This is a genomic window from Cupriavidus sp. 10L43_2, from assembly GCF_056395265.1.
This window is the reverse complement of record NZ_JBFTJE010000030.1, coordinates 1-24,559: the sequence shown is the minus strand read 5'-3', so window position 1 is coordinate 24,559 and position 24,559 is coordinate 1. Positions and strand designations below refer to the sequence as shown.

20 protein-coding genes and 1 tRNA gene are annotated in these 24,559 nt (G+C 63.5%); 11 read left to right on the top strand and 10 right to left on the bottom strand.

Features of this window, described 5'->3' with window-relative positions; all coding sequences use genetic code 11:
• The first annotated feature begins 9 nt into the window (after positions 1-9).
• From AC1DEL_RS27025 to fabD, 11 genes are all read left to right on the top strand, one after another.
• The gene (locus AC1DEL_RS27025; RefSeq protein WP_092301746.1) at positions 10-357 is read left to right on the top strand and encodes a DsrE family protein; all 348 of its coding nucleotides are present in this window, start codon (positions 10-12) and stop codon (positions 355-357) included.
• A 1-nt stretch (position 358) separates the two neighbouring features.
• Positions 359-778 carry a hypothetical protein gene (locus AC1DEL_RS27020; RefSeq protein ID WP_092301743.1) on the top strand — a complete coding sequence of 140 codons (420 nt, stop codon included), beginning with the start codon at positions 359-361 and terminating at the stop codon, positions 776-778.
• Positions 775-1,191: a hypothetical protein gene (locus AC1DEL_RS27015; protein ID WP_092301740.1), complete on the top strand. Its 417-nt coding sequence runs from the start codon at positions 775-777 to the stop codon at positions 1,189-1,191. The genes AC1DEL_RS27020 and AC1DEL_RS27015 overlap by 4 nt, the downstream gene beginning before the upstream one ends.
• Before the next feature lie 2 nt (positions 1,192-1,193).
• A complete protein-coding gene (locus AC1DEL_RS27010) occupies positions 1,194-2,027 on the top strand; it encodes an ApeI family dehydratase (RefSeq protein ID WP_441593723.1) in 834 nt (277 codons plus the stop codon).
• 39 nt (positions 2,028-2,066) lie between these two features.
• A complete protein-coding gene (locus AC1DEL_RS27005; protein WP_092301734.1) occupies positions 2,067-3,110 on the top strand; it encodes a beta-ketoacyl-[acyl-carrier-protein] synthase family protein in 1,044 nt (347 codons plus the stop codon).
• A gap of 14 nt (positions 3,111-3,124) precedes the next feature.
• Positions 3,125-5,737, top strand: a complete 2,613-nt coding sequence (locus AC1DEL_RS27000; RefSeq protein WP_477126449.1) for an aminotransferase class III-fold pyridoxal phosphate-dependent enzyme — start codon at positions 3,125-3,127, stop codon at positions 5,735-5,737.
• Positions 5,738-5,816: 79 nt separating this feature from the next.
• Positions 5,817-8,102 carry an efflux RND transporter permease subunit gene (locus AC1DEL_RS26995; RefSeq protein WP_477159230.1) on the top strand — a complete coding sequence of 762 codons (2,286 nt, stop codon included), beginning with the start codon at positions 5,817-5,819 and terminating at the stop codon, positions 8,100-8,102.
• A gap of 1 nt (position 8,103) precedes the next feature.
• A complete protein-coding gene (locus AC1DEL_RS26990; protein WP_092301725.1) occupies positions 8,104-8,901 on the top strand; it encodes an outer membrane lipoprotein-sorting protein in 798 nt (265 codons plus the stop codon).
• A 64-nt stretch (positions 8,902-8,965) separates the two neighbouring features.
• A complete protein-coding gene (locus tag AC1DEL_RS26985; protein WP_477126448.1) occupies positions 8,966-10,072 on the top strand; it encodes a hypothetical protein in 1,107 nt (368 codons plus the stop codon).
• A gap of 34 nt (positions 10,073-10,106) precedes the next feature.
• The gene (locus AC1DEL_RS26980) at positions 10,107-10,553 is read left to right on the top strand and encodes a hypothetical protein (protein ID WP_477159229.1); all 447 of its coding nucleotides are present in this window, start codon (positions 10,107-10,109) and stop codon (positions 10,551-10,553) included.
• Positions 10,554-10,566: 13 nt separating this feature from the next.
• Complete coding sequence (gene fabD, locus AC1DEL_RS26975; protein ID WP_477126447.1) at positions 10,567-11,505, top strand: ACP S-malonyltransferase; 939 nt, start codon at positions 10,567-10,569, stop codon at positions 11,503-11,505.
• 86 nt (positions 11,506-11,591) lie between these two features.
• Here fabD and rpoC read toward each other — a convergent pair whose 3' ends face one another.
• The 10 genes from rpoC to AC1DEL_RS26925 all read right to left on the bottom strand — a co-directional run.
• Positions 11,592-15,833 carry a DNA-directed RNA polymerase subunit beta' gene (gene rpoC / locus AC1DEL_RS26970; protein ID WP_441593716.1) on the bottom strand — a complete coding sequence of 1,414 codons (4,242 nt, stop codon included), beginning with the start codon at positions 15,831-15,833 and terminating at the stop codon, positions 11,592-11,594.
• A 127-nt stretch (positions 15,834-15,960) separates the two neighbouring features.
• A complete protein-coding gene (rpoB, locus tag AC1DEL_RS26965) occupies positions 15,961-20,067 on the bottom strand; it encodes a DNA-directed RNA polymerase subunit beta (RefSeq protein ID WP_477159228.1) in 4,107 nt (1,368 codons plus the stop codon).
• Positions 20,068-20,501: 434 nt separating this feature from the next.
• A complete protein-coding gene (gene rplL / locus AC1DEL_RS26960) occupies positions 20,502-20,876 on the bottom strand; it encodes a 50S ribosomal protein L7/L12 (RefSeq protein ID WP_092301713.1) in 375 nt (124 codons plus the stop codon).
• 69 nt (positions 20,877-20,945) lie between these two features.
• Positions 20,946-21,470, bottom strand: coding sequence for a 50S ribosomal protein L10 (gene rplJ / locus AC1DEL_RS26955; protein ID WP_092301711.1), 525 nt, complete (start codon positions 21,468-21,470; stop codon positions 20,946-20,948).
• 407 nt (positions 21,471-21,877) lie between these two features.
• Positions 21,878-22,573, bottom strand: coding sequence for a 50S ribosomal protein L1 (rplA, locus tag AC1DEL_RS26950; protein ID WP_092301708.1), 696 nt, complete (start codon positions 22,571-22,573; stop codon positions 21,878-21,880).
• Entirely contained in the window at positions 22,574-23,005 is a 432-nt protein-coding gene (gene rplK / locus AC1DEL_RS26945; protein ID WP_144200261.1) for a 50S ribosomal protein L11, read from the bottom strand.
• Positions 23,006-23,170: 165 nt separating this feature from the next.
• Positions 23,171-23,752, bottom strand: coding sequence for a transcription termination/antitermination protein NusG (gene nusG / locus AC1DEL_RS26940; protein WP_017511590.1), 582 nt, complete (start codon positions 23,750-23,752; stop codon positions 23,171-23,173).
• 10 nt (positions 23,753-23,762) lie between these two features.
• Positions 23,763-24,143 carry a preprotein translocase subunit SecE gene (gene secE / locus AC1DEL_RS26935; RefSeq protein WP_092301702.1) on the bottom strand — a complete coding sequence of 127 codons (381 nt, stop codon included), beginning with the start codon at positions 24,141-24,143 and terminating at the stop codon, positions 23,763-23,765.
• Positions 24,144-24,202: 59 nt separating this feature from the next.
• A tRNA-Trp gene (locus AC1DEL_RS26930) sits at positions 24,203-24,278 on the bottom strand.
• 86 nt (positions 24,279-24,364) lie between these two features.
• Positions 24,365-24,559 (bottom strand): EF-Tu C-terminal domain-related protein (locus tag AC1DEL_RS26925; RefSeq protein WP_477159227.1); only part of this gene is annotated, 195 nt, incomplete at its 5' end.

Here is a 24,559-nt window from a genome sequence, read left to right as displayed (position 1 = left end):
GCATTCGTCATGGAAGCAACCCCTACCGTTACCGTCCTGCTCATCGAGACGCACTCCCCCGCAAACCCCGGCGGCACGGAGTGCATCCGCCTGGCCGAGGCGCTGCTGAAAGCCGGCGATTCGGTGCAGTTGCACCTGATGCAGGACGGCGCGACCTGGCTGCAGCAGGACCCGGACACGATCCGCACACTCAGCCGCCGGCATGGCGGGCAATTGCGCATCACGGTGGACGATGTCTCGCTGGCCCTGCGCGGCGTGGCGGCGACGGTCAGCCGTGGCGTTGCCACCGTCATCGATGCAGACACCCTCGTGCGCGCTATCTGCGAGCCGTCGACCAAGACCATCTGGCACTCCTGACATGACCGCATCTCTCCCCCCGGACGCCGCGCCGGGTTCCGTCTTCTTCGGCATGATGGGCACACCGTTCCGGTCCGAGACCGTGACCTCCCTGTTCCGGATGGTGGATGCGGCCTTGCGGCAGGGCCGTCACGTCACTGTGTGGAACTGCGGCCACGCAACCGGGCTGTCGCAGATCTCGCTGTGCCGCCCACCGGACCTCTTCGCGCCGGACGCACCGGCGGGCACGACAACCGCCACATTGGTCCAGACGCTGAAGCGTCGCTACGGCGACCAGCTTGAGTGGCTGGTATGCCGCTATTGCATGGAAGAGCGCGGCAACACCCAGCAGATCCCCGAGGCGATGGTGAAGATTCCCTTCAGCTTCCAGCACTACCTCAGCGCTGCAGACAGCGCGATGGTCCTCGGAGTCAAGTCATGACGGCCACCGCCGGCCGGGGCAGGCGCCGCTCCCGCAGTTCACTCGCCATTGTCGAGCAAGCCTATCGCGGCAGTCTGGAGGAGCAGTACGGGCACATCGTATGGCTGAGCCGGGTCATGCGGCAGATGGGGGCCGACCATGCCCTCCTGCTCAAGGCCGATACCGTGTTGTTCGCGCGACGCGACCAGCCGGCGCCGTTGTTGACGTTGGGTGGCCTGACGATAGACGGACTTTCCCACCACGAGTCCGGCGTCGCCGCGTTGGTCGCCGCCAACGTCCCGGTGTACGCATGGCGACCCGACCTGCACCGCCTGCGTCTTTCTCCTGCGGACCTCATCGACGGCGTCGAGTCCGTCGACGAGGCGGACATGCCGACCCTCATTCATCACTTCAACAACGTCTGGTACTGGTGACGATGCCACCCTCCTCCCCTTCCGCCACACTGGGCGAAGCGCTGCTGGTCAGCGGCACGGACCTTTTCGCGCTGGGGCACTATCCCGGTGCCCCGATCTATCCCGGCGTCCTGCTGCTGGACCAGTTGCTCGTCCTGGCGGAACGCCTCGCCACGCGCACGGCGGGGCATCCCATGCGCGTCCGGACGATGGCGCGGGTGCAGTACCTCGACGCGATCCTGCCCGGTGACGTCGTCAACCTCGAGGCAACTGTCCGGACGTCCGGGCCGGACGGACTCTCCCTGGCAGCCACCGCGAGTGTTCGCGGCAAGCCTTGTGCGCGGGCCAGCTTCGCCTGTGGCGCGCCGTGTGCCGCCATCGAACATCCTGCCGTGGCGCCGTCTCAGGCGCCACCGGTCCTGACACACCGCCAGGTCGCGGCACTGCTGCCGCATCGCTACCCCTTCCTGTTGGTCGATGCGGTCCAGAGCTACACCGCCGGCGCCCAGATCTGCGCGTGCAAACTCGCTACCCGCCAATCACCGCTGTTCGCCGCACAGGCACCGGCCGTGTACCCGGCGGGGTTGGCTATCGAATCCCTCGGGCAAGCCGGCATCGCGCTCTTCTTCCTTGGCCAGGCCGGCGGGGCACCGAGGGAGGTGGTACTCGGCGCCATGACCGGCATCGAACTGATCCACGACGTGCCCTTCGACTCCGTGCTGACGCTGGACGCCCGGATAGACCGGCTACTGCCCAATGCGGTGGTGTTCGGTGGTGAAGTCCGTATTGGCCCCACGCCGGTGATTCGCGTCGGCAGCCTGGTCGCGATGATCGACCCGCGTCACGCGCCGACATGACCCCCTTTTCCCGACCGCGCTCACCAGGAGGCCCCAACCATGCGCATCGATGGCATTTCCTTTCTTCCGGCATCCCGCAGGATGGACAACGAGGCCGTGCTGGATGAGATCCGCCGTCACAGCACACCCGGATTCGACGGCAACGTCGAGCACGCGCTTACCTACATCCGCTGGAAGCTCAATGAGACGCAGGTGAAGACGCGCTACTGGTTCGACGAGGGCGAGCGGCCGCTGGACCACATGGTCCGTGCCGCCGAACAGGCGATGGCGCAGGCCGGCTGCGGCCCGGATGACGTGGATCTGCTGATCTACGCGGGCAACACCCGGGGCTTCATCGAGCCCGGCGATGCGTACTTCGTTGCGGACGCGCTGGGCATGGACAGCGTGGACTGCTTCGACATCGTCGACGCCTGCATGGCGTGGACGCGCGCGTGCGACGTGGCGCAGAGCCATTTCCTGTCCGGCCGTTACCGCACCGCACTAATCGTCAATGCCGAGTCGTACTACGTACCGGGCGGCGTCTCGTATCCGAGCAACTTCACGCTGGGTTCCCTGCGCGACATCGCGCACTGTTTCTCCGCTTACTGCGGGGGGGACGGGGCAACCGCCACGCTGCTGCGCGCCGATACAGAACAACCCTGGGTCTTTCACTACCTGTCGACGAAGCGGGGCGTCGATCTCTGCACCATTCCGCTGCCGGGCCACCTCGGGCGCGCCCGGCCCAGCGAGCGCATCGGCCTCAATGGCCTTGGCGCCTTCACATCCTTCAGTTCGCTGGTCTTCGGCTATAGCCAGCACATGACGGACTCGCTGAAACTGCTTGCGCCCTATCGCGACAGCATCCGCCTGCTTTTTCCGCATACCGGCGGCTCTGTCCCCGCATTCCAGGGCTGGGCGGACGAGGCCGGGTTCGGGCACTGCATCCGCCACATCTTTCCGGACTACGGCAACGTGGGCGCGTGCTCCATTCCCGCCGCCATTGCCCTGCACGCGGGCGATGGGTCGCTGGCACGCGGCGACCGGATCGGATTCTGGATCGGCAGCGCCGGCATGTCATTCGCATCCTCGACGTTCATCTACTAGATCGGAGCCCGACCATGCTCTACGCCATGACCCTGCTGCCTTCGATGGCCTGGTTCGCCGCCTCGTACCGGCTTCGCGCCGCACGCCGCCCTCCCGCCGACCGGGCCAGCCTGCTTGGCGAATGCATCGCCCGCTTCTGCATCGCCTCGGGCCCGCTGTACATCAAGATCGGGCAGATCCTCTCGACCCGCTCCGACCTGTTCGGGCCTGACACCATCGCCGCGCTGCAACGGCTGCAGGACGATGTCCCGGCAGCTGACGAGCCGGCCGTGCGAAAGCTCCTCGCCGAGGCGTTCGGCAGCGGGTATGAATCCGTCTTCGAATCCTTCAACTATGTTCCGCTTGCCAGCGCGTCCATTGCGCAAGTCCATGAAGTGCGGCTCGAGGGTGGCGAGCGCGCGGCGGTGAAGCTGGTCAAGCCTGGCGTCTCGCGCCGCCTGCGCAAGAGCCTGCGATCGATTGCCCGGCTCGCGGCACTGGCACATGCCATGGTGCCCTCGTTGCGCCATTTCAACATGCCGGTACGCGTGGCCGAGTTGCGCGAGTTACTGCTGCCACAGGTCGACATGGAGGTGGAGGCGCGCAACATGACGGCGCTCGCGCGGAATTTCGCCAATCACCCCTTTGTCATCATCCCACGGGTGCACACCGCACTGACCCGCCGGAGCGTGCTGACCATGGAATATATGGAGGGCATTCCGGGCCGGGACTTCGAACGAGTGGGCATCCCCCGGGCGCAACTGGCGCGCCGCTTCCAGGATGCCATCTACACCATGCTCTACATGCATGGCGTCGCCCATGGCGACCCCCATCCCGGCAACGTGCGTTTCACGGCGGACGGCAAGATCATCTTTCTCGACTTCGGCATCACGGTCTACGTGACGGAGGCAGAGAAATGGGGATTGGCGTCGTTCTTCTTCGCGTCGATCCGGCATGAATGGGACCTCGCCACCACCCGCTTCCTGAGTCACTTCGTCGTAGACAAGGAGGCTGTGCGTGACCATCGCCAGTTCTTCGAGGACGTCAAGGCGGTGATCCTGCGGCACTTCTACGAGATCGCGGATCAGTGGAAGACCGACGAGTTCTTCTGGGACATCAGCCAGGCACTGCGCCGCCACGGTGCCAACTACACCCCGAACTTCACCAAGGTCGAATTGACGTTAACCACCTGCGAGGGCTTCGGCAAGCAGATCGATCCGGACATCGACGTCTGGGCCAATTCCCGACGGTTCTCGGACAAATACTCGCCCTACATGAATGACGATGTGCGCCAGCGCTTCGACGGCCATTTCCACCGGGCAACGCCAAAGACACTGGCGATGCGTGACGACGCGCAGCGGTTCATGATCGCGTCCATCCACATGAACCGTTACTTCTTCCCCTGCACCTATCCGATGTTCGCGCGCCGGGCCCAGGGATGCCAGATCGAAGACGTCGACGGCAATCGCTATATCGATCTCACCGGTGGCTACGGGCCGCACATCCTCGGCTACGCGCATCCGGCAATTGTCGCCGCACAGCAGGCGGCCATGGCGGACGGTTGCCTGAACGCTGTCGGCAACCCGTCGGAGGTTGAACTTACCCGGCTGCTGGTGGATGCGTTCCCGGGTAGCGGTTACGCCTGCCTCTCGAATTCGGGAACGGAGGCCGTCATCCAGGCGCTGCGCATTTGCCGCGCCTACCGGCAACGCGGAAAGGTGGCGAAATGCGAGGGCCAGTACCACGGCTTCTCCGACCAGGCCATGGTCAGCTCGTGGTTTCAGCAACGCGGGCCGGTAGAGCGGCCCGAGCCGGTGGCAGGCTGTCCCGGCACCCCGGACGGAACGGTGAACAACACCGTTGTCCTCCAGTACGGCCATCCAGAAAGTCTGCGCGTGCTGCGCGAGCGTGCCGAGGAAATCGACTGCGTCATTCTCGAACCCCTGCCGTTTTCCGTGGGGAGGCTCGACACCGAATTCCTCCAGCAATTGCGTGCGGCCTGCTCCGAGCTCGACATCCCGCTGGTGTTCGATGAGGTCGTGAGCGGCTTCCGCGTCTGCTACGGCGGCGCCCAAACCCTGGCGAACGTCACGCCGGACCTGACGGTACTGGGCAAGATCATTGGCGGCGGCATGCCGTGCGGCGCCGTGGTGGGGAGCCGGAAGCTGATGGAGATCGCCCGCAGTACTGCCGACCCCTTCCGCGACTACGAGACGCGGGTCTTCCTGGGCGGCACCATGAGCGGCAACTCATTGAGCGCCGCGTCTGGCGCCGCGATGCTGACATATCTCCGCGACCATCCCGAGGTCTATCGGACGCTGCATGCGAAGAGTGAATGGCTGCTCGAGCAGCTGACAAGCATCGCCCGCGCGCTGCAAGTGCCGGCCCGCATCAAGTCCATGCGCTCGATCTTCACGGTGAGCTTTTCGCATCGGGAAACGCGCTTCTATCGCGAGATCCAGGGCGGCAGCGACTACAAGGCCAGCATCGCACTGGCCTATTACATGCGCACGCATGGCGTCTATATGCCGGAGCTGCACTTTCTCGCCCTGAGCGACGCCCACATGCCCGCCGATCTGGAACAGGTCTGCGAGGCGTTCCGCCAATCACTCACCGAGATGAAACGCGATGGCTTCTTCGTCGACTGAACCCCGCCTGCGCGACCCGGACGCGTCCCATCACGCCTTGGCCATACGCTATGCAGCATGGCTGGTCAGGCGGCGATGGATGGTGATCGTCGCGACGGTGCTACTTTGCGTGGCGGCCAGTGCGGGACTCGAGCGCATCGCCTTCAGCAGTGACTATCGCGATTTCTTCCGTTCGGACGATCCGCAACTGCTCGCCAATCAGGCACTCCAAGACGCCTATGCAGACGACAACCAGGCGCTGGTGGCCTTTGTCCCCCGAGACGGGACGGTGTTTACGCCTCGCGCGCTGGACGCAATGGCGCGCTTCACCGAACTGGCATGGCAGCTGCCCCATGTGCGACGCGTGGACAGTCTCACGAACCATCAGCATGCCGAAGCCCACGACGATGACCTCCGGGTGCGCCCCCTATACCAGCCGGGGACGGGCCAGACACCCGAAGYGATCGCGGCCATCCGCGCCATCGCACTCAGCGAGCCGCTATTGGTAAAGCGGTTGGTCTCGCCCGATGGGTCTGTGGCGGGAATCAGTATCAGCTTCACACTCCCCGCGCCAACGGAGACAGCCTTGCCGGAGGCCGTGCATGCACTGCGCGCCCTGATGGATCAGGCGCGCGCGCTGGACCCCGATATCCGCGTTATGGCCACGGGCGGCATATTGCTCGACAACGCCTTCGACGAGGAAGCGAAGGCCGACCTGGCCACGCTGACGCCACTGATGTACGCGCTGATTCTCGTCGTCATGTTCGTGGCGTTGCGCAGTGCGTGCGGCGTGGCGGCTGCGTTGCTGACGATGACGTTGGCGATCTTCGCCGCGCTCGGCATGGTCGGCTGGCTTGGCGTCAAGCTCACGGCCATCTCCGTCTCCACGCCGACCATCCTCACCACCATCGCCGTCGCGAATTGCTTGCACGTAATTGTCTACACGATCCGGCGGATGGGGGCCGGCGCGTCACGGCATGAGGCCGTACGGGATGCCGTGGCAGCAAACGCCCCCATCATGCTGGTGGCCTGTGGCACGGACGCGCTCGGCTTCTTCAGCATGTGCCTGTCGGACGTTCCACCGGTCGCCAACTTCGGCGTGATGCTGGGCATTGGTGCCATCGTGGTGCTGCTGTTGTCAGCGTCGTTCCTCCCGGCGTGCCTGGCCGTGCTGCCGATCTCCGGGCAGCAGCGGATGCTGCGGCAGGGGCATGCCATCGGCCGTATGGCGGGCGCCCTGGTGGCGTGGCGAAAGCCGGTGTTCATCGGGGTGGCGCTGCTCAACCTCGCTGCCGCCTGGTTCGTCACGCGCAATCAACTCGAGGACAATTTCGTCGACTATTTCAGTCCGGCCGTCGAGTTCCGCCGCGATACGGACTTCATCCAGTCGCATCTATCCGGCGTCCATACCGTGTACTACGCGGTGCCGTCAGGTGTCGGGGGTACGGTGGGTTCGGCCGCGTACCTGCGGGATCTGGACAGGCTTGCCGACTGGCTACGCGCGCAGCCCGAAGTCTTCCAGGTCAGCTCGCTCGCCGACGTGGTCAAGCGCGTTCACCGCACGCTGCATGGCGATGCGTCGACCGCATATCGCGTGCCTGATGATGACATGGCGGCGGCCCAGGTATTACTCGTGTACGAGCTGTCCCTGCCACCCGGGCTGGATCTGAACGATCAGATTCGGATCGACCGCTCGGCCAGCAAGCTGACCGTGGTCCTGCGCGACATCACGTCCACGGCATTGGTGGCCTTCGACCAGCGCGTGCAGGCGTGGATGCGCGCAAACCTGCCGGCCGGCATGCAGGCGTCTGGCGCTGGGCCGTCCATCATGTTCTCGCATATCGGCGAGATGAATGTCGCCGGTACGCTGCAGGGGTATGTGCTGCAGATCCTGCTCGTTTCCGTCGTCATCGGGCTGGTGTTGCGCAGTGTCCGACTGGGCTTCGCCAGCCTGCTTCCGAACGTCCTGCCGTCCTTGATGGCTTTCGGGCTTTGGGGAGCGTTTGTCGGGCAAGTCGGCCTGTCGGTGGCGGTGGTGGGGGTGCTGACCTACGGGATCATCGTCGACGACACGATTCACAGCGTCTTCAAGTACCACCGCGCCCGCACGGTGCTGGGTCTGTCACCCCGGGCGGCGGTGGAGAACGCGTACAGCATTTCCGGCATGGCGGTGCTGTTCACCACTTCGGTCCTGGTGGCCGGCTTCGGCGTACTGATCTTCTCGCACTTCGACCTGAACGCCGACATGGGAATCATGTCCGTGCTGACGATCGCGATTGCCGCCATCGTGGACCTTGTGCTGCTGCCGCCATTGCTATTTGCCATCGACCGGGACACCCCGAAGCCGGCTTCCGCCCCCCACTCCCAACCGTTGAAAGGCATTTGACATGATGAAGCTCCGGATGCGCCTTGTGGCGCTTGTGTTCTGTCTGATCGCGGTATCGCCCGTGGCTGCGGCGGCGGAAGACGCCACCCGCGGCGAAGCCATCGTCGCGGAGATGTACGCGCGCGAACGCGGGTTCAGCAGCTATCGCATGGATATGGAAATGATCCTGCGTGACCGGCATGGCCAGCAAAGCGTGCGCAAGATGCGTGGCGCCGTGCTCGAGACGGACGGCGACGGTGACAAGCACCTGATGCTGTTCGAGTCTCCGGCCGACATCCGGCACACGGCTTTCCTGAGTTTTGCGCATGCCGATAAGCCCGACGATCAGTGGCTATACCTGCCGGCCCTGAAGCGCACGCGGCGCATCGCCTCGGACAGCAAGTCGGGCTCGTTCATGGGCAGCGAGTTCTCGTTCGAAGACCTGACCTCGCAGTTGCCGCGCAAGTTCAGCCACCGCTATCTGGGCGACGAAGACACCGGCGGGACACCGTGCTTCAAGGTCGAGCGCACGCCCCGCTACGAGGGCTCCGGCTATACGAAGCAGGTGCTGTGGATCGACCGCGAGCGGTACGTGACATTGAAAGCGGAACTGTACGACCGTCGCGGGGCCTTGCAGAAGACGCTGGAGAGCGGCGACTTTGCCGCCTACGGACAGCAGTTGCTAAAGCCAGGGTGGATGAACATGGTGAACCATCAGACCGGCAAGTCGACCCGCATCAGTATGTCCGGCTACAAGTTCCGGGATGGCGGCGTCGACAAGCGGGATTTCGAGCCGCAGCGGCTGGAGTATGTTCGCTAAACGGGGATGCGTCCGTTGGCTCGCTACCCTGTGTCTCGTCTGGCATGCGGGCACTGGCCACGCGATGCCAGTCGTCGAGACAAGCGGGAGTATCGGTCCGGAAGTCTGGCTGTTCAATCGCCCCCCCGCATTTCAGGCACAGCACCAACATGCCGCGGCCTTGGTCCTCAATCTCGGCTGGATTGTCACACACCCCATGTACCCGGGCGTCACCGGCCGGCTGACCCCTTACGTCCGCCTGGACGTTTCCGATCCGGACATGCGTTACTTCGATTTTCGCGAAGCCACCGTCCGTGCCGAGCGCGGCGACAACCTCTGGCAAGCCGGGATGGAGACATTGGACTGGAGCGTGATGGAGTCACGCCATCCGGTCAACATCATCAACCAGATCGATACCCGCGCGGACATCGATCTGGAGGCCAAGCTCGGCCAGCCGATGCTGTCTTACACCCGCTTCAGCGAGGCGTACGGACGTCTCGCCGTGTACTGGATGCCGTGGTTCCGGCCCCGCCCCCAACTGGGCCTTCGAAGCCGGCAACGCATGGGGCCGCTGGCACCGGAGGCCCCCTCCCACGGCCTGGCGCCCTGGCAGCGGACCAACGATATCGCCGTACGCTGGTCGGGGACCATCGCGGATGCCGACGTCGGTGCCTACTACTTCGATGGCTTGTCACGCGAGCCCACCATCGCCCCCGACTTGACGACGGCTTACCAGCGCATCCGACAGTTGGGGGTGACCGGTGTGTTGCCCGCTGGCAGCATGCTGTGGAAGGGCGAGGCGATCTTTCGTTGGGGGCAGGGTGCGCCGTTCGGTGCCTACATCGTCGGTGCGGAATACACATTCGCCAGGCCCGACGGCGACCTTTCACTGCTGTTCGAATACCTGCGCGACCACCGCGACGCCAGCGCGCCGTTCACGCCGTTCACACACGGCCCCTTCGCCGGCGTGCGTATTCGCCTCAACGAGTCCGGTGATGCGGAACTGCAATACGGCGTGCTGCACGACCGTGCGACCCGCATCCTGATGCACAAACTCGAGTTCAGCCGTCGGTTCGGCAAATCCGCGCGGCTGCGTCTGGTAGCCCGTAAGGCGAGTTGCAACGGCGACAGCGTTTTTGAGGCGCTGTGTCGCGACAGCATGTTGCAGGTCAATCTGACCCACAACTTTTAGCCCTACGCTTTTGATCCCAACCCTATCCGAGGTCATGATGATCACGCCAATTCTCGCCACTTCCGCCGCAGCTTGCAGCGCGCTTGTCGCCTTCCTGCATATCTACATCATCGCCAAAGGGCCGCAGGCGTACCGTGCCTTCGGCGCCGGCGAGGCCCTCGCAGGCATGGCGGAGCGCGGCTCCTGGGTGCCGGGATTGCTGACAGCGGGCATCACGGGGGTGTTCTTCGTCTTTGCTGCCTACTATGCGGCGGCGGCCGGGTTGCTGCCGACGCTCCCCCAGATGCGCATTGCGGTGATCGGCATTGCAGCAATCTATACGCTGCGGGGCGGCCTCATCGTAGTGGGATGGGTGCTCCGGCAACCCCTGTCCACGTTCGACATCCAATCCTCGTTCGCATCTCTGGCTATCGGGCTCCTTCACTGCGCGGCCGCCTGGTGCTGGCTCGCAGCGACCGATGCTGTCGAGACGGYGCGCTAAAGGGGCGTCGGCAATGATTCGCATCGTTCCCGCCTGCGTGTTTCCTGGTCAGGGGTCGCAATCCGTCGGCATGCTTTCCGCGTGGCGGGGTGAGCGTGTGTTCGTCGAGACGATCGACGAAGCCTCGGATGTGCTTGATCTGGACCTCTGGCACCTTAGCCAGCATGCCGATCCAGCGGAACTCGCCCGCACGGTCAACACGCAGCCATTGGTGGTGGCGGCGTCGATCGCGATCTATCGCACCTGGCAGGCCCAGTCTCCAGTAGCCGTGCCATGGGCGATCGGACACAGTGTTGGGGAAATTTCAGCGCTGGTTGCCGCCGGTGCCCTGGCGCTGCCGGATGCCCTGCACATCGCGCGCCAACGGGCGCTGGCGATGATGGCGGCGGTGGCGCCCGGGGTTGGGGGCATGGCAGCGGTCATCGGTCTCGATGACCTGACAGTGGAACGACTCTGTTCCGCCTTCGCCGGAGGTGGCGGCGTACTTGAGCCGGTGAATTTCAATGCGCCCGGGCAAGTGGTGGTGGCCGGCCATATGCCGGCCATCGAGCGTCTCAAGATGGCCGCCCGGGAGGCCGGCGCAAAGATGGTGTTCGTGCTGCCAGTCAGTGGCCCGTTCCATAGCTCGCTGATGCAGCCAGCGGCGGAGGCGCTCGCCCGGTGCCTCGACGACATCCGCGTCACGGCCCCTTCGTTGCGCGTGCTGCACGGCAATAGCCTTGAAGTCGCCACGGAGGCGTCGATCAAGCCGGCGCTGGTGGCGCAACTGACTGCCCCGGTGCGCTGGACGGCAATGGTTCGGCACCTCGAGGCCGACGGCGTCACGCACATCGTGGAATCAGGACCCGGGGAGGCATTGACGAATCTGTGCCGGCGCGTCGCTCCCGCGTTGTCCGTACTACCCCTGCATCTGCCCCAAGGCATGGAGGCCGCCGTGCTGGCCCTGTCGTGAGCAGTCAATGGCTGCGGATCGCGCAGACGAAAAAAAACCCGGCTCGAAAGCCGGGTTTTTCACTTCCAGTGCAGCAACGATCGCGATCAGACCGCGTCGCCGTCGCCTTCGGTCGCCTGCACCACGGGCGGCTCGATGAAGAGCGATTGCTCTTCGTCCGAGATCGCCTGGGCGCGTTCGCGCTCGGCCGCCTCGCGTGCCTTGCGGGCACGGTGGTAGGCCAGGCCGGTACCGGCGGGGATCAGACGACCCACGATCACGTTTTCCTTCAGACCACGCAGGTCGTCGGTCTTGCCCATGATCGCGGCCTCGGTCAGCACGCGCGTCGTTTCCTGGAACGATGCCGCCGAGATGAAGCTGTCCGTGGACAGCGACGCCTTCGTGATACCCAGCAGCAGGTTCTCGTGCGTGGCCGGACGCTTGCCGTCCGCAATCATGCGGTCGTTTTCGTCCAGCAGTTCCGAACGCTCCACCTGCTCGCCCGGGATGAACCGGGTGTCGCCCACGTCCTGGATCTGCACGCGGCGCAGCATCTGACGAACAATCACTTCGATGTGCTTGTCGTTGATCTTCACGCCCTGCAGACGGTACACGTCCTGCACTTCGTCCACGATGTAGTGCGCCAGTTCCTCGATGCCCTTCAGGCGCAGGATGTCGTGCGGGTCCGCCGGACCTTCCACGATCATTTCGCCCTTGTTCACCACCTGGCCATCGTGCACCAGCACCTGCTTTTCCTTGGCGATCAGGAACTCATGGGCGTTGCCGTCCAGGTCCGTGATAACCAGGCGCTGCTTGCCCTTGGTGTCCTTACCGAACGATGTCGTACCGGTGACTTCCGCCAGCACGGCGGCGTCCTTCGGCGAACGCGCTTCGAACAGTTCAGCCACACGCGGCAGACCACCGGTAATGTCGCGAGTCTTCTGCGATTCGGTCGGGATACGTGCGAGCACTTCACCCACATGCACCTGCTGGCCGTCCTTCACGGTAATCAGCGCGCCAACCTGGAAGCCGATGGTCACGGAGTGGTCCGTGCCCGGAATCTTGACTTCCTGGCCGTTCGCGTCGAGCAGCTTCACCTGCGGGCGCAGGCCCTTGGTGGCAGCCGTACGGCGCTTGGCATCGATCACCACGAGGGTCGACAGGCCGGTGACTTCGTCCATCTGCTTGGCGACGGTCACGCCCTCTTCGACGTTCTCGAACTTCGTCATGCCGGTGTATTCCGACACGATCGGGCGCGTCAGCGCATCCCACGTGGCCAGCTGCGTACCAGCCTTGATGGCCTGGCCGTCCTGCACCAGCAGCGTGGCGCCGTACGGGATCTTGTGGCGCTCGCGCTCGCGGCCGTGGTCGTCCGTGATCAGCGTCTCGCCCGAACGCGAGATCACGATCAGTTCGCCCTTGGCGTTCGTCACGTAGCGCATGGTCGCCGTGAAGCGGACCGTACCGGTCGCCTTGGCTTCCACGCTCGAGGCCACTGCCGCACGCGATGCCGCACCACCGATGTGGAACGTCCGCATGGTCAGCTGCGTACCCGGCTCACCGATCGACTGCGCGGCAATCACGCCCACCGCTTCGCCGGAGTTCACCAGCACGCCGCGGCCCAGGTCGCGGCCGTAGCACTTGCCGCACAGGCCGTAACGCGTGTCGCACGCCAGCGGGGTGCGGACCTTGACTTCGTCCACGCCGAGGTTGTCGATCAGGTCGACGAGGTCTTCGTCCAGCAGCGTGCCGGTCTCGATCGCCGTTTCCTGCGTTTCCGGGTTCACCACGTCAGACACGGTCACACGGCCGAGGATACGGTCGCGCAGCGCTTCGATCACTTCACCGCCTTCGACCAGGGCCTTCATGGCCACGCCGTTGGTGGTGCCGCAATCGTCTTCGACCACGACCAGATCCTGCGTCACGTCGACCAGACGACGGGTCAGGTAACCCGAGTTCGCGGTCTTCAGTGCCGTATCGGCCAGGCCCTTACGCGCGCCGTGGGTCGAGATGAAGTACTGCAGAACGTTCAGGCCTTCACGGAAGTTCGCCGTAATCGGCGTTTCAATGATCGAGCCATCCGGCTTGGCCATCAGGCCACGCATACCGGCCAGCTGGCGGATCTGCGCTGCGGAACCCCGCGCGCCCGAGTCGGCCATCATGTAGATGGAGTTGAACGATTCCTGCTTGACCGTATTGCCTTCGCGGTCGACCACGTCTTCGTGCTGGAGCTGCTCCATCATCGCCTTGCCCACCTGGTCGCCGGCGGCGCCCCAGATGTCCACGACGTTGTTGTAACGCTCCTGGTCCGTCACCAGACCCGACATGTACTGCTTGTCGTATTCCTTCACCTTGGCAGCGGCGTCGGAGATGATCTTCTCCTTCTGCGGCGGCACCAGCATGTCGTCGATGGCAATCGAGATACCGGCGCGCGTCGCCAGGCGGAAGCCCGACTGCAGCAGCTTGTCGGCGAAGATCACGGTCTCGCGCAGACCGCACTTGCGGAATGCGGTGTTGATCAGGCGCGAGATTTCCTTCTTCTTCAGCGGCTTGTTCAGCACTGAGAACGGCAGGCCCTTCGGCAGGATCTCGGACAGGATCGCGCGGCCGACCGTGGTGGCCTGCAGCGTGATCTTGGGCGCGAAGCGGGCATCGCCCACGGCGTCCTTGTCGACGAGCACGTACTCGGTGATCCGCACGTTCACGCGCGAAGCGAGTTCGACTTCCTTGTTCTCGTAGGCGCGGATAACTTCGCTGATGTCAGCGAACGTCATGCCTTCACCCTTGCCGTTGATCTTGTCGCGGGTCGTGTAGTACAGACCCAGCACCACGTCTTGCGACGGGACGATCGACGGATCGCCGTTGGCCGGGAACAGCACGTTGTTGGAGGCCAGCATCAGCGTGCGGGCTTCCATCTGTGCTTCCAGCGACAGCGGCACGTGAACAGCCATCTGGTCACCGTCGAAGTCGGCGTTGAATGCCGCGCAGACCAGCGGGTGCAGCTGGATGGCCTTGCCTTCGATCAGCACCGGCTCGAACGCCTGGATCCCCAGGCGGTGCAGCGTCGGCGCACGGTTCAGCATCACCGGGTGCTCGCGGATCACCTCTTCGAGGATGTCCCACACCACCGGCGTCTGGCTTTCCACTTCCTTCTTCGCCGCCTTGATCGTGGTGGCGATGCCCATCGTTTCCAGCTTGTGGAAGATGAACGGCTTGAACAGCTCGAGCGCCATCAGCTTGGGCAGGCCGCACTGGTGCAGCTTCAGCGTCGGGCCCACCACGATGACCGAACGGCCCGAGTAGTCGACGCGCTTGCCCAGCAGGTTCTGACGGAAACGACCGCCCTTACCCTTGATCATCTCGGCCAGGGACTTCAGCGGACGCTTGTTGGCGCCGGTCATCGCCTTGCCGCGACGGCCGTTGTCCAGCAGCGAATCCACCGCTTCCTGCAGCATGCGCTTTTCGTTGCGCACGATGATCTCGGGCGCCTTCAGTTCCAGCAGGCGCTTCAGGCGGTTGTTCCGGTTGATGACGCGACGATACAGGTCGTTCAGGTCCGAGGTGGCGAAACGGCCGCCATCCAGCGGTACCAGCGGACGCAGTTCCGGCGGCAGCACCGGCAGCACTTCCAGGATCATCCACTCGGGCTTGATGCCCGAACGCTGGAACGCCTCGAGCACCTTCAGGCGCTTGGCGAACTTCTTGATCTTGGCTTCGGAACCGGTGGCCTGCAGCTCGGCGCGGATCTGTTCGATCTGCTTCTCGATGTCGATGCCGCGCAGCAGTTCACGGATGCCTTCGGCGCCCATCATGGCGACGAACTCGCCCTCGCCGTACTCATCGCACTTCGCGATGTAGTCGTCCTCGGACATGATCTGGCTCTTCTTGAGCGGGGTCATGCCCGGTTCCAGCACCACGAATGCCTCGAAATACAGCACGCGTTCGATGTCGCGCAGCGTCATGTCCAGGACCATGCCCAGACGCGACGGCAGCGACTTCAGGAACCAGATGTGCGCAGTCGGCGCAGCCAGTTCGATGTGGCCCATGCGCTCGCGACGCACCTTGGCCAGCGTGACTTCGACGCCGCACTTCTCGCAGATCACGCCACGGTGCTTCAGGCGCTTGTACTTGCCGCACAGGCACTCGTAGTCCTTGATCGGGCCAAAGATCTTGGCGCAGAACAGGCCATCGCGTTCCGGCTTGAACGTCCGGTAGTTGATCGTTTCCGGCTTCTTCACTTCACCGTACGACCACGAACGGATCTTCTCGGGCGAGGCGAGGCCGATCTTGATCGCGTCGAACTGCTCTTCCTGCTGAACCTGCTTAAAGAGATCGAGCAATGCTTTCATTGCAACTCCTTGTTTCGCCGCGGCACCGAAGTCTGTTCGGGGCCACGGCATTCATCCTGTGGGAAATCTTCTCTGCCGGGTCTACCGGGCCGGCGCCCGCCGCAGCGGGACGCCGTCATCGCGCCGATCAGTAACGATCGAGATCGATGTCGATACCCAACGAGCGGATTTCCTTCACCAGCACGTTGAACGATTCCGGCATGCCGGCGTCGATCGAGTGCTCGCCCTTGACGATGTTTTCGTACACCTTGGTACGGCCGTTCACGTCATCGGACTTGACCGTCAGCATTTCCTGCAGCACGTACGACGCGCCGTAGGCTTCCAGTGCCCACACTTCCATCTCACCGAAACGCTGGCCACCGAACTGGGGCTTACCGCCCAGCGGCTGCTGCGTCACGAGCGAGTACGGACCCGTCGAGCGCGCGTGCATCTTGTCATCGACCAAGTGGTGCAGCTTCAGCATGTGCATCACACCCAGCGTGACCGGACGCTCGAACGCTTCGCCGGTGCGGCCGTCGTACAGCGTGACCTGCTGCTTCGACGGGGTCAGGCCCTTCTCCTTGGCGATCTCGTCCGGGTAGGCCAGGTCCAGCATGCGGCGGATTTCATCCTCATGCGCACCGTCGAACACCGGCGTTGCGAACGGCACGCCCTTCTTCAGGTTCGAAGCCAGTTCCAGCACTTCGGCGTCGGTCAGGCTGTCCAGGTCTTCCGGCTTGCCGCTCTCGTTGTAGACCTGGGCCAGCAGCTTGCGCAGCTCCTGTGCCTTGGTCTGCGCCTTGAGCATGTCACCGATGCGCTGGCCCAGACCGCGCGCGGCCCAGCCCAGGTGGGTTTCCAGAATCTGGCCCACGTTCATCCGCGACGGCACGCCCAGCGGGTTCAGCACGATGTCGGCCGGGGTACCGTCCGCCATGTACGGCATGTCTTCGATCGGCACGATCTTCGACACCACACCCTTGTTACCGTGACGACCTGCCATCTTGTCGCCAGGCTGCAGGCGACGCTTCACGGCCAGGTACACCTTGACCATCTTGATCACGCCCGGCGGCAGTTCGTCGCCCTGCGTGAGCTTCTTGCGCTTCTCTTCGAAGGCCAGGTCGAATTCGTGACGCTTCTGCTCGATGGCTTCCTTCACTGCCTCGAGCTGGGCCGCCACTTCTTCGTCGGCCGGACGGATGTCGAACCAGTGGTACTTGTCCAGATCGGCCAGGTACTCGCGGGTCAGCTTGGCACCCTTCGCCAGCTTCTTCGGACCGCCGTTGACGGGCTTGTCGAGCAGCAGGCGTTCCAGACGCTGGAATGCATCGCCTTCCACGATACGCAGCTGGTCGTTCAGGTCCAGGCGGTAGCGCTTCAGTTCGTCGTCGATGATCGACTGGGCACGCTTGTCGCGCGTCACGCCTTCGCGGGTGAAGACCTGGACGTCGATCACGATGCCGCTCATGCCCGACGGCACGCGCAGCGAGGTGTCCTTCACGTCCGATGCCTTCTCGCCGAAGATGGCGCGCAGCAGCTTCTCTTCCGGGGTCAGCTGGGTCTCGCCCTTCGGCGTGACCTTGCCCACCAGCACGTCGCCAGCCTCGACTTCGGCACCGATGTAGGTGATGCCGGACTCGTCCAGACGCGCGAGTTGCGCTTCGGCGAGGTTCGAGATGTCGCGCGTGATTTCTTCCGGTCCCAGCTTCGTGTCACGGGCGACGACCGACAGTTCCTCGATGTGGATCGAGGTGTAGCGGTCTTCGGCCACCACGCGTTCGGAGATCAGGATCGAATCTTCGAAGTTGTAGCCGTTCCACGGCATGAACGCCACCAGCATGTTCTGGCCCAGTGCCAGTTCGCCCAGGTCGGTCGAGGCGCCGTCGGCGATCACGTCGTTACGCGCGACGATATCGCCAACCTTCACCATCGGACGCTGGTTGATGTTGGTGTTCTGGTTGGAACGCGTGTACTTGATCAGGTTGTAGATGTCCACGCCGACTTCGCCAGCAACGGCTTCGTCGTCGTTCACACGGATCACGATACGCATGGCATCGACGTAGTCCACCACGCCGCCACGCATGGCCTGCACGGCGGTACCCGAGTCAACGGCCACGGTACGTTCGATGCCGGTACCCACGAGCGGCTTGTCCGGACGCAGGCAAGGCACGGCCTGACGCTGCATGTTGGCGCCCATCAGTGCACGGTTCGCGTCATCGTGTTCCAGGAACGGCACCAGCGAGGCAGCGGCCGACACGATCTGCGACGGCGCCACGTCGATGTACTGCACGCGGTCCGGAGTCACCATGCGGGTTTCGCGTTCGGAGCCTTCGCGGGACGAGACCAGTTCATCGATCAGGGTGCCATCGGCATCCACGGTCGCGTTGGCCTGGGCCACCACGTACTTGCCTTCCTCGATGGCCGACAGGTAGTCCACCTGGTCGGTCAGCTTGCTGTCCACCACCTTGCGGTACGGCGTTTCCAGGAAGCCGTATTCGTTCAGGCGGGCGTACAGTGCCAGCGAGTTGATCAGGCCGATGTTCGGGCCTTCCGGCGTTTCGATCGGGCACACGCGGCCATAGTGGGTCGGGTGCACGTCACGGACTTCAAAGCCGGCGCGCTCGCGCGTCAGACCACCCGGGCCCAGTGCGGAAACACGGCGCTTGTGGGTGATTTCCGAGAGCGGGTTGGTCTGGTCCATGAACTGCGACAGCTGCGACGAACCGAAGAACTCGCGAATCGCCGACGAAATCGGCTTCGAGTTGATCAGGTCGTGCGGCATCAGGTTCTCGGTCTCGGCCTGGCCCAGACGTTCCTTGACGGCACGCTCCACGCGCGACAGACCGGCGCGGAATTGGTTTTCCGCCAGTTCGCCCACGCAACGCACGCGACGATTACCCAGGTGATCGATGTCATCGACCTCGCCCTTGCCGTTACGCAGGTTCACCAGGATCTTGATCGTCTCGAGGATGTCTTCGTCCTGCAGCACCATGCTGCCCTCGCCGCTCGGGCGCGACAGACGGCTGTTGACCTTCATGCGGCCAACGCGCGACAGATCGTACGACTCTTCGCTGTAGAACAGGCGCTGGAACAGCGCTTCCACGGCTTCCTCGGTGGGCGGCTCGCCCGGGCGCATCATGCGGTAGATCGCGATACGCGCGGCGGTCTGGTCGGCGGTCTCGTCCACGCGCAGCGTCTGCGACATGTACGGGCCCTGGTCCAGGTCGTTCGTGTACAGCGTCTGAATCTGCTTGACACCGGCTTCGCGCAGGTTTTCCAGCAGCGTCTCTGTCAGCTCGTCGTTGGCGTTGGCGATCACCTCGCCCGTGTCCGGGTCGATGATGTTCTTGGCCAGCACGCGGCCGAGCAGATAGTCTTCCGGCACGCTGATCAGCTTGGTACCGGCGGAGTCCAGGTCACGGATGTGCTTGGCGTTGATCCGCTTGTCCTTCTCCACGACCACGCGACCGTTCTTGTCCGCGATGTCGAAACGCGCCACTTCGCCACGCAGGCGCTCGGGCACGAATTCCAGCTGCGCGCCTTCCGACTGCAGCGTGAAGTTGTCGAACACGAAGAAGTGCGCCAGGATTTGCTCCGGCGTCAGGCCGATCGACTTCAGCAGGATCGTCACCGGCATCTTGCGGCGGCGGTCCACACGGAAGTACAGGATGTCCTTCGGATCGAATTCGAAGTCCAGCCACGAGCCACGGTACGGAATAATCCGTGCCGAGAACAGCAGCTTGCCCGAGCTGTGCGTCTTGCCCTTGTCGTGCTCGAAGAACACGCCCGGCGAACGGTGCAGCTGGCTAACGATGACACGCTCGGTGCCGTTAATCACGAAAGAACCGGTCGACGTCATGAGCGGAATTTCGCCCATGTAGACTTCCTGCTCCTTCACTTCCTTGACCTTGCCCGGGTTCTCGCGATCGTTGATGATCAGGCGAACCTTGGCACGCAGCGCCGAGTGGAACGTCAGGCCACGCTGCTGGCACTCCTTGACGTCGAACGGCGGGTTGGACAGGTGATACGAGACAAACTCCATACGGGCAAGCCCGTTATGGGAGGAGATTGGGAAAATCGCGCTGAAAGCGGCCTGCAGACCCTCTGTTTTGCGACGCGCGGTCGGCGTTTCCGCTTGCAAGAACTGGGTGTAGGATTCAATCTGGGTGGCAAGCAGGAATGGAACCTGATGAACCGTCGCGCGCTTCGCAAAGGATTTGCGAATGCGCTTCTTTTCGGTGAAGCTGTACGCCATGGGATCTCCGAATCATCGCAGGGCAGGCTGGACCTGGCCGGCACCTGAGGTGTTCAGCGACTGGGAGGGGATTTGGCGGTTGGCCGCTACCAACCTCTGGCTGACGGTGTCCGCACGCTGCGGGCGGTGTGGTCATTGCACGGCGCAATGCCTGTACTCGCCCGGGGGACACCCGACCAAACTTGTCTTCTGCAGTCGGTTCAGAAGACAAACATCAGCAACCACTTAGTGTGCCACTGATGTTTGGCTTCTGCTAAGGCAGCGAATGATTTCGCTCGCCAAGCAGTCTATCCATCACTTTATTTGCGCCCTGGCCGGTACTTCGATCCGCCGGGTGCCCAATCAAACACACCCACAGAAGCGCAAAAAGGCTGGCGCCGGGATTTCCCTTTGCCAGCCCCATCCGCGTGCCACGAGGGCACGCGCGGTACCACTTACTTGACGTCGACCTTTGCGCCTGCGTCTTCCAGCTTCTTCTTGGCGTCGGCAGCAGCAGCCTTGTCCACGCCTTCCTTGACAGCCTTCGGAGCGCCGTCAACCAGATCCTTGGCTTCCTTCAGGCCCAGGCCGGTGATTTCGCGAACAGCCTTAATCACGCCGACCTTGTTGGCGCCAACTTCGGCCAGGATCACGTTGAATTCGGTCTGCTCTTCAGCAGCAGCAGCACCGCCAGCGCCCGGGGCAGCAGCCACGGCCATAGCAGCGGCGGACACGCCGAACTTCTCTTCGAACGCCTTGACCAGGTCGTTCAGTTCCATCACGGACATCGAGCCTACGGCTTCGAGGATGTCGTCTTTAGTGATTGCCATTTGGAATACTCCTACTAGATGTGATTCGGTATCGGTAATGCGATCTGTCTTTGCGAGGCCTGCGACAGCTTAAGCAGCAGGGGCTTCCGCTTCTTCCGCGGGAGCGCCTTCGCTCTTCTTGGCAGCCAGGGCGGCCAGCAGACGGGCGAAGCCCGAAACCGGTGCCTGCATGACGCCAAGCAGCTGAGCAATCAGTTCTTCRCGGCCCGGGATCGAAGCCAGTGCCTTGACGGCCACAGCATCGAGCACCTTGCCGTCATACGACCCAGCGCGCAGGACCAGCTTGTCGTTGGTCTTGGCAAAGTCGTTCAGAACCTTGGCCGAGGCCACTGCATCTTCGGAAATCCCGTAGATCAGCGGACCGGTCATTTGCTCTGCGAGGCCTGCAAACGGCGTACCTTCGACGGCGCGGCGAGCCAGCGTGTTCTTCAGAACGCGCAGGTACACGCCTTGCTGACGAGCGTTGGCACGCAGCTTGGTCAGATCGCCAACCGCAATGCCGCGATATTCGGCCACGACGATGGTCTGGGCCTTGGCGACTTGCGCCGAAACCTCAGCAACGACGGCCTTCTTATCTTCAATATTGAGTGGCACGGTTAAGCTCCAAAACGATGCGGTGCTCGGGAAATCTCCTCTGCAATCGCATCAGTCCAAACGAACGGCGTCCGATTGGCCCGAATCACCCGGGACATGCCCGGATTCATCAATCCCTTCGGGTGCGCCATCTGCGCTGGCGGGACGGCTGCCATCGGGCGATGCCCGCATGTGCCGACCGATTAAGTCCACGCTGCCTGATTGCTGCGGCATGAACACCAGCGGTCTTTGATAACCAGCGGTACCTGCCGTCGCGCTGCGTTGCCGCTGCGCGGTTGGCGGGCACCACTGCCCAAAGCCTTGCTTCGTCGCCCTTCGGCGCCGAAACCGACCCCGGCGATGCCGGGATCCTTCATTCCTGCCCTGGCCGGCGTTATCGGGAACCGGTCAGGTGAGTGCCGTCGGGCTTAGGCCGACAGCGAAGTCTGTTCGACGCGAACGCCAACGCCCATCGTGGACGACACGGCGATCTTGCGCAGGTACACACCCTTGCTGGTGGCCGGCTTGGCCTTGACCAGCGCGTCCAGCAGTGCGGACAGGTTGCTCTTCAGCGCGGTGTCTTCGAACGAACGGCGACCGATGGTGGCGTGGATGATACCGGCCTTGTCGACACGGAATTGCACCTGACCAGCCTTGGCGTTCTTCACAGCCTGGGCCACGTCCGGCGTCACGGTGCCAACCTTCGGGTTCGGCATCAGGCCACGCGGGCCGAGGATCTGGCCCAGCGTACCGACGATACGCATCGTGTCCGGCGAAGCGATCACGACGTCGAAATTCAGGTTACCGGCCTTCACTTGCTCGGCCAGGTCTTCCATGCCGACGATGTCAGCGCCAGCAGCCTTGGCGGCCTCGGCCTTTTCGCCCTGGGCGAACACGGCCACGCGCACCGACTTGCCGGTACCGGCGGGCAGCACCACGGAACCACGCACCACTTGGTCCGACTTCTTGGCGTCGATGCCCAGTTGCACGGCCACGTCGATCGACTCGTCGAACTTCGCCGAAGCGCAGCTCTTCACCAGGCCCAGGGCCTCGTCGATCGGGTAGAACTTGGTACGCTCGATCTTCGCCTTGTTGGCGGCGACGCGCTTGGAAACCTTAGCCATTTACAGACCCTCCACGGTGATGCCCATCGAACGAGCCGAACCGGCGATGGTACGCACGGCGGCGTCCAGATCGGCAGCGGTCAGGTCAGCGTTCTTGGCCTTGGCGATGTCTTCAGCCTGGGCGCGGGTGATCTTGCCAACCTTGTCGGTATGGGGCTTCGGCGAACCCTTGGTGATGCCAGCTGCCTTCTTGATCAGCACGGTCGCGGGCGGCGACTTCATCACGAAGGTGAAGCTCTTGTCGGCGAAGGCGGTAATCACCACCGGCACCGGCAGACCAGGTTCCATGCCCTGGGTCTGGGCGTTGAACGCCTTGCAGAACTCCATGATGTTCAGACCACGCTGACCCAGTGCGGGACCAACGGGCGGGGAGGGATTTGCCTTACCAGCCGGAATTTGCAGCTTGATAAAGCCAATGATCTTCTTGGCCATTTCTACTCCAATCCAGATCCGGATTCCTCGGGAAAACGGATCCTGTTGAGTCGTAACGCGCTATCGCCATGCCTGTCGGCACAGCCTCACGCTCCTCTTTGGGCGGACCTCTCAGCCTGCCCTCTCTGTCCGCCCCGGCACTCGCGCGCCGCGGCGGTCAAATCCTTAAACCTTCTCGACCTGACCGAACTCGAGCTCGACCGGCGTTGCGCGACCGAAGATCGTGACCGAGACGCGCAGGCGCGACTTCTCGTAGTTCACTTCCTCGACGTTGCCGTTGAAGTCGGTGAACGGGCCGTCCTTGACGCGCACCATTTCGCCCACTTCGAACAGCGTCTTGGGACGCGGCTTCTCGACCCCTTCCTGCATCTGGGTCATGATCTTGTCGACTTCGCGCTGCGAAATCGGGCTCGGGCGGTTACGCGCGCCCCCGACGAAGCCGGTGACCTTGCTGGTGTTCTTCACCAGATGCCACGTCTCGTCGGTCATTTCCATTTCCACGAGCACGTAGCCCGGGAAGAAACGGCGTTCGGTCACGGACTTGTGACCACCCTTGATTTCCACGACTTCTTCGGAGGGCACCAGAATGCGGCCGAACTTGTCCTGCATCTCGGCGCGCTCGATGCGCTCCTGCAGCGCGCGCTGCACGCTCTTTTCCATGCCGGAGTAGGCGTGCACCACATACCAGCGCTTCTTCGACGAAGGCGATTCGGCTGCCGTGGTTTCCTGCTGAGCGTTATCCGTCATGTGTTACCTCTTATTTCCAGCCCAGCACGAGGGAGAAAATCACCCACTCGATGAGCTTGTCGGCCGACCACAGGAACAACGCCATGATCACTACAAAGGCAAACACGAGCCCGGTCATCTGACCGGCTTCCTTGCGCGTCGGCCAGACGACCTTTTTGACTTCCCGATACGATTCCTTGGCGAACCCCACGAAATCCTTGCCGGGGGCGGACACGAGCGCCACGACGACGCCCAGTGCGAGACCGGCGAACAGCGCCGCGCCACGCACGTACGACGGCTGCTGCGCGAGTACGTAGAAGCCGATCACTCCCGCAACCACCAGGAGCCCCGCGACGACGAGCAGCCATTTGCCGCTCGAGGCGCCTACGGTTTCGACATTGGGATTGGCCATGTTTCGCAAACGAGACTAAGCCGCGTCACGATTCATTCTCGCGACGCGGCTGATTGATTTGGCAGGGGCAGAGGGAATCGAACCCCCAACCTTCGGTTTTGGAGACCGACGCTCTGCCAGTTGAGCTATACCCCTAAAAACAACTTCGGGGTCGACGATTCCGCCAACCCCTCTGGCAGACGACCACGGCCGGTTGGTGCCGTGTTCGCCAGTATTACTGCTTAGTCGAGGATCTTTGCCACGACGCCGGCGCCGACGGTACGGCCGCCTTCACGGATAGCGAAGCGCAGACCTTCTTCCATGGCGATCGGGGCGATCAGCTTGACCGTGATCGACACGTTGTCGCCCGGCATGACCATTTCCTTGTCCGCCGGCAGCTCGATCGAGCCGGTCACGTCGGTCGTACGGAAGTAGTA

Bases quoted from the DNA above. Each gene is read 5' to 3' on its own strand.
- AC1DEL_RS27025 (WP_092301746.1), top strand. From the start codon at position 10: ATGGAAGCAACCCCTACCGTTACCGTCCTGCTCATCGAGACGCACTCC.
- AC1DEL_RS27020 (WP_092301743.1), top strand. From the start codon at position 359: ATGACCGCATCTCTCCCCCCGGACGCCGCGCCGGGTTCCGTCTTCTTC.
- AC1DEL_RS27015 (WP_092301740.1), top strand. From the start codon at position 775: ATGACGGCCACCGCCGGCCGGGGCAGGCGCCGCTCCCGCAGTTCACTC.
- AC1DEL_RS27010 (WP_441593723.1), top strand. From the start codon at position 1,194: ATGCCACCCTCCTCCCCTTCCGCCACACTGGGCGAAGCGCTGCTGGTC.
- AC1DEL_RS27005 (WP_092301734.1), top strand. From the start codon at position 2,067: ATGCGCATCGATGGCATTTCCTTTCTTCCGGCATCCCGCAGGATGGAC.
- AC1DEL_RS27000 (WP_477126449.1), top strand. From the start codon at position 3,125: ATGCTCTACGCCATGACCCTGCTGCCTTCGATGGCCTGGTTCGCCGCC.
- AC1DEL_RS26990 (WP_092301725.1), top strand. From the start codon at position 8,104: ATGATGAAGCTCCGGATGCGCCTTGTGGCGCTTGTGTTCTGTCTGATC.
- AC1DEL_RS26985 (WP_477126448.1), top strand. From the start codon at position 8,966: ATGCCAGTCGTCGAGACAAGCGGGAGTATCGGTCCGGAAGTCTGGCTG.
- fabD (WP_477126447.1), top strand. From the start codon at position 10,567: ATGATTCGCATCGTTCCCGCCTGCGTGTTTCCTGGTCAGGGGTCGCAA.
- rpoC (WP_441593716.1), bottom strand. From the start codon at position 15,833: ATGAAAGCATTGCTCGATCTCTTTAAGCAGGTTCAGCAGGAAGAGCAG.
- rpoB (WP_477159228.1), bottom strand. From the start codon at position 20,067: ATGGCGTACAGCTTCACCGAAAAGAAGCGCATTCGCAAATCCTTTGCG.
- rplL (WP_092301713.1), bottom strand. From the start codon at position 20,876: ATGGCAATCACTAAAGACGACATCCTCGAAGCCGTAGGCTCGATGTCC.
- rplA (WP_092301708.1), bottom strand. From the start codon at position 22,573: ATGGCTAAGGTTTCCAAGCGCGTCGCCGCCAACAAGGCGAAGATCGAG.
- rplK (WP_144200261.1), bottom strand. From the start codon at position 23,005: ATGGCCAAGAAGATCATTGGCTTTATCAAGCTGCAAATTCCGGCTGGT.
- nusG (WP_017511590.1), bottom strand. From the start codon at position 23,752: ATGACGGATAACGCTCAGCAGGAAACCACGGCAGCCGAATCGCCTTCG.
- secE (WP_092301702.1), bottom strand. From the start codon at position 24,143: ATGGCCAATCCCAATGTCGAAACCGTAGGCGCCTCGAGCGGCAAATGG.